This is a genomic window from Sphingobium aquiterrae (assembly GCF_037154135.1).
In the GTDB taxonomy this organism is placed as follows: Bacteria; Pseudomonadota; Alphaproteobacteria; order Sphingomonadales; family Sphingomonadaceae; genus Sphingobium; species Sphingobium aquiterrae.
In genome coordinates this window covers 207,706-219,485 of the sequence record NZ_JBANFL010000009.1, presented here as the reverse complement: position 1 = coordinate 219,485, position 11,780 = coordinate 207,706, and the positions used below count along the sequence as shown (strand labels likewise).

Annotated in this window: 8 protein-coding genes and 1 tRNA gene; 6 read left to right on the top strand and 3 right to left on the bottom strand. The window is 68.4% G+C overall.

From position 1 onward, the window contains the following. Positions 1 to 197 precede the first annotated feature (197 nt). Positions 198 to 273 (bottom strand) — tRNA-Thr (locus WFP78_RS12010). Positions 274 to 467: 194 nt separating this feature from the next. Between WFP78_RS12010 and WFP78_RS12005 the strand changes: the two genes are divergently transcribed. The 6 genes from WFP78_RS12005 (at position 468) to WFP78_RS11980 (ending at position 10,023) form a co-directional block, all read left to right on the top strand. After that, entirely contained in the window at positions 468 to 1,829 is a 1,362-nt protein-coding gene (locus tag WFP78_RS12005) for a PAS domain-containing protein (protein ID WP_336962324.1), read from the top strand. A 292-nt stretch (positions 1,830 to 2,121) separates the two neighbouring features. Further along, positions 2,122 to 6,777 (top strand): NAD-glutamate dehydrogenase, encoded by a 4,656-nt coding sequence (locus WFP78_RS12000; RefSeq protein ID WP_336962322.1) that lies wholly within the window; start codon positions 2,122 to 2,124, stop codon positions 6,775 to 6,777. Between the two features lie 108 nt (positions 6,778 to 6,885). Beyond that, on the top strand, positions 6,886 to 7,533 hold the full coding sequence (locus WFP78_RS11995; RefSeq protein ID WP_336962384.1) for a PepSY-associated TM helix domain-containing protein: 648 nt from the start codon (positions 6,886 to 6,888) through the stop codon (positions 7,531 to 7,533). A gap of 26 nt (positions 7,534 to 7,559) precedes the next feature. Further along, positions 7,560 to 8,093 carry a DUF2271 domain-containing protein gene (locus WFP78_RS11990; RefSeq protein WP_336962319.1) on the top strand — a complete coding sequence of 178 codons (534 nt, stop codon included), beginning with the start codon at positions 7,560 to 7,562 and terminating at the stop codon, positions 8,091 to 8,093. A 32-nt stretch (positions 8,094 to 8,125) separates the two neighbouring features. Beyond that, entirely contained in the window at positions 8,126 to 9,028 is a 903-nt protein-coding gene (locus tag WFP78_RS11985; RefSeq protein ID WP_336962317.1) for a DUF4198 domain-containing protein, read from the top strand. Positions 9,029 to 9,123: 95 nt separating this feature from the next. After that, positions 9,124 to 10,023, top strand: coding sequence for an FAD:protein FMN transferase (locus WFP78_RS11980; RefSeq protein WP_419722958.1), 900 nt, complete (start codon positions 9,124 to 9,126; stop codon positions 10,021 to 10,023). Between the two features lie 53 nt (positions 10,024 to 10,076). Here the strand turns inward: WFP78_RS11980 and WFP78_RS11975 are convergent, their stop codons facing one another. Together WFP78_RS11975 and WFP78_RS11970 are read right to left on the bottom strand one after the other, a co-directional pair. Then, entirely contained in the window at positions 10,077 to 10,760 is a 684-nt protein-coding gene (locus WFP78_RS11975) for a Fe2+-dependent dioxygenase (RefSeq protein ID WP_336962314.1), read from the bottom strand. 12 nt (positions 10,761 to 10,772) lie between these two features. Then, positions 10,773 to 11,531, bottom strand: a complete 759-nt coding sequence (locus WFP78_RS11970) for an energy transducer TonB (protein WP_336962311.1) — start codon at positions 11,529 to 11,531, stop codon at positions 10,773 to 10,775. Positions 11,532 to 11,780 lie beyond the last annotated feature (249 nt).

Sequence of the window (11,780 nt, the reverse complement as noted above, 5' to 3'; positions counted from 1 at the left end):
AACCATCGAAATGAGGGGTCCCTTTTAGACGCCGATCACCCCGCTAACGGGGTCCTTTTTGCACGCCGATCCACAGAATCATCGACGAGATCGAAACCCGCGCACCAGGCACCCTGCACCGCGTCCACACCGGAGAGAGAAAATCGCCCCAAAGCCGGAAGGTCAAAAAAATGTCAGGATAACCAACCACTTACCGCTGGTGCCGCTTACAGGACTCGAACCTGTGACCCCCGCATTACGAATGCGATGCTCTACCAACTGAGCTAAAGCGGCGTTCCGGCGTGGCCGTGGGGGCGCGCTTACCAGCAGCGGGGGCGGCTGGCAAGCGGGGGCGTGCGCGAAAGAGGATGCCCTGCTCTTCGTCCGATCCCTGCCGAGATGGAGGAACGGGCTTGCCCTGCCATTTACCGCGCATTTACCATGGCCATGCGATGCAGGGCGGAACAGGGTTTCAGAGGCAAGCGGACATGGACACTCTTCGGGGTCAGGATTCTGCCAGCGGGCAGGACGATTTCGACTATGCGGCGGACGACATGGTGGACGAAGCGCCACCGCCCGCCATCGGCACGGGCGAACGTCGCATGCATGTGCGCGCCTATAATTACTGGGCGTCGCTGCTGCACGGCCGGGCGCTGCCCTCCATCGAGGATCTGAACCCCCAGGACCTGGGCGATTTCGGCCCCTATAGCGTGCTGCTGGATTTCAGCCTTGGGGTGGAAAACCCGGCCATCGTCTATCTTGGCACCGAGTTGCGGCGCGAATGCGATATCGAGGGGCATATCGAAACGATCAACGATGTGCCGGCCCGGTCGCTGCTGACGCGCCTGACCGACCATTATCTGCAGATCATCGCCAATGCCGCGCCGATCGGCTTCGAGGCCGAATTCACCAACCAGCGCAATGCCGAGATCATGTATCGCGGCATCCTGATGCCCTTTTCATCGGACGATGACACGATCGACTTCGTCTATGGCGTGATCAACTGGAAGGAAGTGGCCGGGCGCGACCTGACCGCCGAACTGACCCAGGAAGTCGGTCGCGCCCTGCGCGGCGCGCCTGCGGTGAAGAATGTGGCGCCGATCTGGGCGGATGGCCCGTCCCGCCAGCAGGACGAGGCCGACACCGCCCGACCCATGAGCGAATCGCCCCTGCCCGTGCTGGATCTCGCCGGGCTGGAAATGCCCGAGCCGGACGTCGAAGACGGCGCGCCGCCGGAACCGGTCACGCTGGATGCCGAGGCGTCGCTGGGCGACTGGCTGGCGCTGGCCCGCGATTGCGCGGAGCATGCGCAGGGCAGCGACGCGCGCAGCCGCGGCGCCCTCTATCGCGCCATCGGCCTGGCCTATGATTTTGCGCTGGCGGCGCAGGATGCGCCCGAAGCCTATGCCGAGCTGCTGGAAGATAGCGGCATCAAGGTGCAGGCACGCAGCCCGATGACGGCGATCGCCAAGCTCGTCTTCGGCGCCACTTATGACAAGACCCGCCTGACCGAATATGCCACGGCGCTGGACCATGGCTGGGCACGGGGCATGGAACGCGGCAGCATGGCCGCCTATCTGGAAGGCTATGAGGGCGGCCTGAAGGGGCTGGTGCGTGACGAACGCGCCGTACGCCGGGCCGAGCGCCCGACCCGCCCGGACCCAATCATCGCCGCGCGGATGCGCCTGCAGACGGCGCAGGCGCTGCAGGCCGATGCGATCTCCACCGATGCGCAGGGGCTGGCCGTCGTCATCGCCCGGCGGGAGGCCGACGGCAGCATGGCCATCGTTGCCGCCCTGCCGGCGGATGCCGACCCGGCCCGCCGCATCGTCACCATCCTGGGCCATTAAGGCTAGGGTCATTGGGCCGGGGTCATCGGGGCATCGAGCCCCTGATCCGACGCCTTCGGATCGCCGCACCGATCACGGGCATCGGCACATCCCGCCAGCGTTGCGGGCAGGGCCGCCGACGCCCGGAATTGCTTGTTATTTCCTTACTTCACCCTGCAATTTTCTTTCCAGATAGAGGTTGAGCACGGCGCAGAGCAGAGGCATATAGGGCGCCCCCGGCGTCGTCCCTTACCCTGCACGCCGCCGGTCCGAGACAAAATGCCCGCGAAACGAAGACTGGCGAGGTGAGGCGATGACGACAACGGTGGCGAAACCCGCGAAGACGGCCGTGGAGGCGCTCCGCGCCGTGATGACGCAAGGCGCCCTGCCCGGCGAGAATGACGGGTTCGACACGAAGGCCGCCGATGCCGCCGCCGATTTCGTCGCCCGCACCGGCGCGGAGCGGCAAAGCGGCACCGCCTGCATCGCCATCGAGACGATGGGCGAGGGCGACGCGCTCGCCGGCCGGCTGATGCGCATCGCCATCGTCAATGACGACATGCCCTTCCTGGTCGATTCGATCGCCAACTGCCTGTCCGCCGCCGATCTTGTGATCCATCGCCTGATCCACCCGGTGCTGTCGGTGGAACGGGATGCCACGGGCACGCTGAAGGCGATATTGCCCGCCGACACCCCCGGCGCGCGGCGCGAATCCATGATCTATATCGAGGCGGACCGGGCCGATGCGAAGGTCCGCCGCGCGCTGGAGCGCGAGCTGGACGCGACGCTGGAGCATGTGCGGGCCGCCGTGCGCGACTGGCCGGCGATGCAGACGGCGCTGCGCGAGGATGCCGAAGGCGTGACCGACGAGGAGGGCGCCGCGTTGCTGCGCTGGTTCCTGGGTGGCAATCTGACGCAGATCGGCCATGAACATCGCAGCCGGTCGGGCAAGGCCAGCAAGGCGCTCGGCATCTGCACGCTGCCCGACACGGCCTTGCTTGCGCCGGCGACGGTCGAGGCGGCCTTCGCCTGGTTCGAGGAAGGGCGGCGCGTGCCGCTGATCATCAAGTCGAACCGCATGGCGAAGGTACACCGCCATGTCCTGGTCGACCTCATCATCCTGCCCGTGCGCGAGGGGAAGGACATCGTCGCGCTTTCCATCCACGCCGGCATGTGGACCAGCGCCGCGCTGGCCGCCGCGCCGGACAAGGTGCCGATGCTGCGCGCCAGCCTGCACGCGCTGATGGAGAAATTCGGCTTCGACCCGAGCGGCCATGCCGGCAAGACGCTGGTCCATGCGCTGGCCGCCCTGCCCCATGACCTGCTGATCGGCTTCGACCGCGAGACGCTGGAGCATCTGGCGCTGACCTTCATGTCGCTCTCCGACCGGCCCCGGCCCAAGCTGGCGCTGGCGACCAGCGCACTCGACCGGCATCTCTATGCCTTTGTCTGGCTGCCGCGCGACGAAGTGTCCACGGCACGGCGCGTCGCCATCCAGACCATGCTCGCCAATGCCGCGCATTCCCGCATGCTCAGCTGGTCGATCGCGCTGGAGGAAGGTGGCCTTGCGCTGCTGCGCATCACGCTGGACCTGCGCGATGGCGGCGTGGTGCCCGACGCGGAGCCGCTGGACATCCAGATCAAGCAGATGGTGCGCGGCTGGTTGCCCGCCGTCGAGGCGGCGCTGGCCGAGCATGAGGAAGCGGGCCGGGCGGCGGCGCTGGCGCAGCGTTATGCGCCGGGCTTCCCCATGGGCTATCGCAACGGCTCCGAACCTGCCGAGGCGGCGCTCGACATCGGCCGGCTGCACCAGCTTTCCCGGCCCGGCGCGCGCAATGTGCGGCTGTACCGCAATGCAGAGGACGGGCCGTCGCGCCTGCGCCTGAAGCTCTACAGCATGGAATCGGTCGCTCTGTCCGATACCGTGCCGGTGCTGGAGAATTTCGGCTTCCGCGCGGTGGACGAGATCAGCACTCCCCTGGACCAGGGCGCGCTCGGCCATATCCAGCGCTATGTGCTGGACCTGCCGGGCGGCGATGCCGTCGCCGTCATCGGCCGCGCCGCCATCGTGCAGACCGCCATCGCCATGGTGATGGAAGGCGTTGCGGAAAACGACCATTTCAACGAACTGATCGTCACCGCTGGGCTCGACCCGCGCGATGTCGTGCTGTTCCGCGCGCTGTTCCGCTATCTGCGGCAGACCGGCCTTGCCTATGGGCTGGCCAATGTCGCCGCCACGCTGCGGCGCGAGGAAGGGATTGCGCGGGCGCTGGTGCAGCTGTTCAACGCCCTGCACGATCCGGCATCCACGCAGGATCGCGACGCCCGCGTCGCCGCCGCGCAGGAGGCGATCGACGCCGGCCTCAACACGGTGTCCGCGATCGACGAGGATCGCATCCTGCGGCTGCTCCGCGCCGTCATCCAGGCGACGCTGCGCACCAATTTCTTCGCGCCCGCCGCGGCCGAGGCCCTGGCGTTCAAGCTCGACAGCGCGAAGGTGCCGGGCCTGCCCGCGCCGCTGCCCTGGCGCGAAATCTGGGTCTATTCGCCCCGTGTCGAGGGCATCCACCTGCGCGCCGGCCCGGTGGCGCGCGGCGGCCTGCGCTGGTCCGACCGGCGGGACGACTTCCGCACCGAGATCCTTGGCCTGATGAAGGCGCAGCGGGTGAAGAACGCCGTCATCGTGCCGACCGGCGCCAAGGGCGGCTTCTACCCCAAGCAGCTGCCCAGCCCCCAGGTCGACCGCGACGCCTGGCTGGCCGAGGGGACGGAGAGCTATCGCATCTTCATCCGCTCGCTGCTCTCCGTCACCGACAACCTGGTGAAGGGCAAGGTGAAGCATCCTGCCGACGTCGTCATCCATGACAGCGACGATCCCTATTTCGTGGTCGCCGCCGACAAGGGCACCGCGACCTTCAGCGATGTCGCCAACGCCATCGCGCTCGACCGCAAATTCTGGCTGGGCGACGCCTTCGCCAGCGGCGGCTCCCACGGCTATGACCACAAGGCGATGGGCATTACCGCCAAGGGCGCATGGATTTCCGTGCAGCGCCATTTCGCCGAAATGGGCGTCGACGTGCAGAAGGAGCCGGTGAGCGTCGTGGGATGCGGCGACATGTCGGGCGACGTGTTCGGCAACGGCATGCTGCTGAGCAAGGCGATCAGGCTGGTCGCTGCCTTCGACCATCGCCACATCTTCTTCGATCCCGATCCCGATCCGGCAAGGAGCTGGGAAGAACGCAACCGCATGTTCGCCCTGCCCCGATCCAGCTGGGACGATTATGACAAGGCGCTGATCTCGGCGGGCGGCGGCGTCTTCTCGCGCGCGCTCAAGAGCATCCCCCTGACGCCGCAGATGCAGGCGATCCTGGGGGTCGGGGACAGCGAGATGGAGCCGGCGGCGCTCATTTCCGCGATCCTGAAGGCGCCGGCCGACCTGCTATGGTTCGGCGGCATCGGCACCTATGTGAAGGCCGCCGCGCAGAGCCATGGCGATGTCGGCGACCCGGCCAATGACCGCCTGCGCGTCAATGCCGAGCAGCTGCGGGTGAAGGTGGTGGGCGAGGGCGCGAACCTGGGCACCACCCAGGCCGCGCGCATCGCCTTTGCGCTGAACGGCGGGCGCATCAATACCGACTTCATCGACAACAGCGCCGGCGTCGACTGTTCCGACAATGAAGTGAACATCAAGATCGCGCTGAACAAGGAAATGGCAGAAGGGCGCCTCTCGTTCGAGGATCGCAACACGCTGCTGGTGTCGATGACCGATGCCGTTGCCGACATCGTGCTGGAGGACAACCGGCTGCAGGCGCTGGGCCTGTCCATCGCCGAGGCGGGCGGCGCGACCGACCTTGCCAGCTATGTCCGCCTGATCGAGACGTTCGAGGAAAGCGGCCGGCTGGACCGCGCGGTCGAAGGGCTTGCGAGCAACGACCAGCTGCTGCGCCGCGGGCAGGACGGCAAGGGGCTGACCCGGCCGGAGCTGGCCGTGCTGCTCTCCACCGCCAAGCTCGCCCTGCAGGATGAAATCGAGCATGGCGCGCTGGCAAGCGACGAGAGCATGGGCGCGGAACTGGCATCGGCCTTCCCGCCCGCGATGCAGGCGCGCGAGGCCGATGCCATTGCGGCGCACCAGCTGCGCGGCGAGATCATCGCGACCAAGATCGCCAACCGCATCATCAACCGGCTGGGCCTGATCCATCCGTTCGAGCTGGCGGAGGAGGAAGGCTGCTCGCTGGGCGATCTTGCCAGCGCCTTCGTCGTCGCCGAGCGGCTCTTTGGCGTGCATCAGCTGTGGGAGGATATCGACGCGGCGGAGATGTCGGAGGCGGCGCGCCTCTCCCTGCTGGGCGATATCGCCAGCGGCATGCGCGCGCAGATCGCCGACATCCTGCGCAGCCTGCCCTCCGGCACCCTGCCGCAGGCGGGCGTGGCCGATCTTTCCGCCGGCTTTAGCACCCTGGCCGAACAGGTCGACACGCTGCTGACGCATGAGGCGATCCGCCGTTCGGGCGCGATCGTGGAAACGCTCACGGGGCTGGGCGCACCCGAGCCGCTGGTGCTGCGCACCGCCGCGCTCTTCAAGCTGGACGGCGCCGTCGGCATCGCCCGGCTGGCCGCGCGGCTGAATGTCGATGTGGTCGCGACCACCCGCGCCTTCACCCGGCTGGGCGAAGCGGTGGGCATCGACTGGGTGCAATCGGCGGCGGCGCGCATGGAGCCTTCCGATCCGTGGGAACGGCTGCTGATCTCCGGCGTCGCGCGCGACATGCAGCAGGTGCGGCTCGACCTGCTCGCCCAATCGGCGGGCACGGACATCGCCGCCTTTGTCGAGGAGTGGCTGGCCGGCAAGGCGAACCGCATCGCCCAGTTCCGCACGCTGGTCCAGCGCGCACGTTCCGCGGCCGCGCCCAATGTGGCGATGCTGGCGGAGATTGCAGGGCAGGCGCGCGGGCTGCTGGGGCGGTGATCCCGGCGCGGGATAATAAAAAACCACTCCTTCAGTTGTAAATGCGAATCGTTCGCGTTATCGGGCAGGATCATCTCTTGAAGAGGATTCGCGCCGCCGGTGCCGAACATCACATCCAGCGCGAATGGCCTGCGCCCGAAAAAGAAGAAAAGGCTTAGCCCCTTCTGGCTGAAGCAGCTGCACAGCTGGCACTGGATGAGTTCGGCCGTCAGCCTGATCGGCCTGCTGCTGTTCGCCGCCACCGGCATCACGCTGAACCATGCCGCCGATATCGAGGGCGCGCCGGTCGTGTCCCAGAAGAGCGGCACCCTGCCCGCCGGGTTGCGCGCGCTGGTCGCGCCCGACGACAGGCCGGACGCGAAGAAGCCGCTGCCGCCGGCCATCGCGGCATGGGTCGAAAAATCGCTGTCGCTCGGCAGCGGGGGCGAGGCGGAATGGTCCGCCGCCGAGGTCTACCTGCCCCTGCCCCGGCCCGGCGGCGACGGCTGGGTCTCCATCGACCGCGCGAGCGGCGCGGTGTCGGCGGAGATCACCGACCGCGGCTGGATCTCCTATCTCAACGATCTCCACAAGGGCCGCAACGCCGGCACCGTGTGGAAATGGTTCATCGACATCTTCGCCGGGGCCTGCCTCATCTTCGCGCTGACCGGCGTGCTGCTGCTGCAGCTCCATGCCGCCAAGCGCCCGTCCACCTGGCCGCTCGTGGCGCTGGGCCTCGCCATTCCGGCGCTGCTCGCCGCCTGGTTCATCCATTGATCCTTTATCGCAAGGGAATGCCCGACATGCAGATCAGTCATCGCCTCCTCCTTACCGGCACGGCGGTCTTCGGCGCCGGCGGCGCAGCCTTCTCGCCCGTCATGGCGCAGACGATGGACGTCACCGTCGCCATCCCCCGGCTGACCGTCGCCGAATATCATCGCCCCTATGTGGCGATGTGGGTGGAGAAGCAGGGCACGGCGCCGCGCACCATCGCGGTCTGGTATGATTATGACATGCGGAACGGCGAGGGCACCAAATGGCTGGGCGAGGTGCGGCAATGGTGGCGCGCCTCCGGCCGGTCGATGAAGTTCCCGGCGGACGGCATCACCGGGGCGACCCGCGCGCCGGGCCCGCAGAAGATATCCTTCACCGCCGGCAAGGGCCCGCTGGGCGCGATGACGCCGGGCCACTACACGCTGGTGATCGAGGCCGCGCGCGAGGTGGGCGGCCGCGAGGCGCTGCGCCTGCCCTTCGCCTGGCCGCCGAAGCCCGGCGCCACCGTCCACGCCGAGGGCAAGGCCGAGCTTGGCGCCGTCACCCTCGGCTTCAGGCCCTGACCGAACAACGCTTTCAAAGAGGAGTCCGTCCCATGACCAAGACAATGTTGCGCGGCATGACCGCCCTGGCCGCGATCGCCATGCTCTCCGCCCCCGCCGCCGCGCATCGGCAGTGGATGATGCCGTCCGCCACCGTGCTGTCCGGCGACGACGTGTGGGTGACGGTGGATGCCGCCGTGTCCAACGACCTGTTCTATTTCGAGCATCAGCCCATGCGCGTGGATGCGGTGAAGGCGATCGCGCCCGATGGCACGGACGTGCCGATCGAACATGCCAATACCGGCCGCTACCGCAGCACCTTCGACGTCCACCTGACGCAGAAGGGCACGTACAAGATCGTTTCGGCGACGACCGGCGTCATGGGCAGTTATACCCTCAACGGCAAGGAAGAACGGCTGCCGCGCGGCACCACCCCCGCGACCCTCGCCGCCGCCATCCCGGCGGGCGCCACCAATGTGCGTACCGCCCGGATGGCCAACCGCAACGAAATCTTCGTGACGGTCGGGGAGCCGACGGTCACAGTCTTCAAGCCGACCGGCGCCGGCATCGAGATGGTGCCCGAAACCCATCCCAATGATCTGGTGGCGGGCGAGGCGGCGACCTTCGCCTTCCTGCAGGACGGCAAGCCCGCGGCGAACCTGCCGGTGACGATCGTGCCCGGCGGCATCCGCTATCGCGATGCGCTCAACCAGATGGACCTCAAGACCGACGCGCAGGGCAAGCTGACCGTGACCTGGCCGGCGGCGGGCATGTACTGGCTGAACGCCACGGTCGGCGGCGGGCGTGAAGGTGGTCCCGGTGGCCCTGGTGGTCCGGGCGGCCCCGGCATGGGCGGCGGCGCGGGCGCAGGCGGTCCTCCGGCCGGTGCCGCTCCTGCAGGCCCGCCGCAGAACCGCGCCAGCTATGTGACAACGCTTGAGGTGCTGGCGCCCTGATCGTCCCACGCATCGCCATCCCGCCCGGCCTATCGCCCGACGATTTCGCCGGCCGCGACCGGCTGGGGCAGGTGCTGGCGCTGGGCGGGGATACCATGGGCACGACCTGGTCGGCGCGCATCGCCGTGCCGCGCGGCGGCATGCCGGGGGAGCGCGCCAAGGCGCTCGATCACGGCATCGCGGACATGCTCGCCACGGTCATCGCGCAGATGAGCAACTGGGAGGCGGCGTCGGACATCAGCCGCTTCAACCATGCCCCGCTGGACCGGCGCATCCCGTTGCCCGATGCCTTCATGACCGTGCTGCGCGCGGGGCTCGATATCGCCGGGCGGAGCGGCGGGGCATTCGATCCGGCGATCGGCCATGCGGTCGACCGCTGGGGCTTCGGCCCCGCCGGCCGCGCCGCCATCCTGTCCGCCACGCCCCCCACATCGGGCAACTGGCGCGCGATCGTGGCGGAGGATGGCGGCGCACGGCGGCTGGCCGATGTTGCGCTGGATTTTTCCGGCATCGCCAAGGGCCATGCGGTCGACCGGCTGGCCGAACTGCTCATCGCGCAGGGCCTGCGCCATTTCCTGGTCGAGATCGGCGGCGAGCTGCGCGGCGCGGGCGTCAGGCCCGATGGCCAGCCCTGGTGGGTGGAGCTGGAGATGCCGCCCGGCATCGCCCTCGGCCCCGTCCGCGTCGCACTCTGCGGCCTCTCCGTCGCGACATCGGGCGATTATCGCCGCTGGTTCGAAGCGGACGGGCGGCGCTACAGCCACAGCATCGATCCGCGCACGGGCCGGCCCATCGCCAACGGCGTGGCCTCCGTCACCGTGCTCCACCAAAGCGCCATGATGGCGGATGCCTGGGCGACGGCGCTGACCGTGCTCGGCCCGGACGAGGGGCTGGCACTCGCCGCGCGGGAGGGGCTTGCCATGATGATGATCGCGCGCACGGGAGGCGCCGTGCGGGAGATGCTGTCGCCCGGCTTCGCCGCGATGCTCGACTGATGACGCGCGGCGAGCGCGAGGATCGGCGCTGATAGGCGCGCGGTCGCGCCGGTTCAGGCGTCGGCCCAGCGCCGCAGCAGATTGTGATAGATGCCGGTCAGGCGGATGACCTCCGCATCGCCATGCCCACGGTCGCCGGCCAGCGCCTGGACGCTGCAATCGAGGTCGAACAGCATCTGCCGCGCGGCATCCTCCCGGATCATCGACTGTATCCAGAAGAAGCTGGCGGTGCGCCGCCCGCGCGTGATCGGCTCCACCCGGTGCAGCGAGGATGACGGGTAGAGCACGGCATGGCCGGCGGGCAGCTTCACCTGCTGCACGCCGAACTGTGTCTCGATCGTCAGCTCGCCGCCGTCATAGTCCTCCGGCGCTTCCAGGAACACCGTCATCGACAGGTCGGAACGGATGCGGAATTCGCTGCCGCGCTGGATGCGGATGGCATTGTCGACATGCGTGCCGAAGGCCTGCCCCCCGGCATAGCTGTTGAACAGCGGCGGATAGATTTTGAGCGGCAGCGCGGCGGCGATGAACAGGGAGTTCCCGCCCAGCGCGTCAAGGATCATCCGGCCGGCAGCCCGCGCCTGGGGCGCCTCTTCGGGCAATTGCATGTTGCGCTTGGCAAGCGCGGACTGATGGCCGGAGGTGACATTGCCATCCACCCATGGCGCTGCGTCGACAAGGTCGCGCACCGCGATGACGGCGTCGCGATCCAGAAGGGCTGGAATGGGGATCAACATGGAACGCTGCGTTCAACCTTGAAGGACAAAGGGAATTTCGACAAGGCCGCGCACCTGCACCGGCTGGCCGTTGCGGATCATCGGCTCCCACCGCCAGTTGCGCACGGCGTCGCGCGCGGCATCGTCCAGCCGGCCGTGGCCGCTGCTCTGCGCGATGGAGATCGTCGCCACGCGCCCGTCGGTCCCAAGCGTGAGCGACAGGACCACGGTGCCCTGCTCCCGCTTGCGGCGGCATTCGATGGGATAGCGCGGCGGCTTGCCGGCGATCATGCGGGCCATCAGGTCGCCGCCCTGCACTGTCGCCGGTCCGGCAGCCACAACGGGCGGCGACGGCGGCCCGGGCACGGCAGAGGGCTGGCCGACGACCGGGGGAGACACGGGCGCGGGCTCGCTCGCGACCGCGATCGACGGCGCGACCGGCGGCGGCGTCTGCACAAGCGCCGGCGGCACGACGACCTCCGGCCGGGATGGCGGCGTCGGTTCTTCCTGGCTGGGCGGCGGCGGCGCCGACGGCGTCAGGTTGACCGTCACCAGCTCGGCCGATTTCCTGTGGACATAGACCGTCCGCATGTGGACCAGCGCGACGATGGCCACCGCGTGCAGCGCAAGCACGATCAGCAGCGCGGGCAGGCTCGGCATCCGGCTGGCGCCATAGCGATCGCCGCCGGCAACCGATGGGGCCGCTGCGGCCCGGCGCGGCGGGAGGGCGACGGGCGGCACATAGGTTTCGCCGCCGAACTCCCTGTCACTTGTTACGCTAGCGTCGAACATGCTGAGTCCCGCTTCCCCGGCCGGTTGGACCATGCCGCTGCCTTAGCGAATAGTGTAATGCGAATCAATTGCAGATAATTCGCTATCCCGACACACCCGTCATTGCCCCGATCATAAGCGGCAGGGCGGGACGGATCATCGGCCCGGCGCGCGCCGGGCAATGCCATCGTGAACAAAAAATGGCCCCGGCAGGAGGGTAGTCACCTCTAGCCGGAGCCATAGTCCGTCGATCGATCCCGGCGGGTGGAT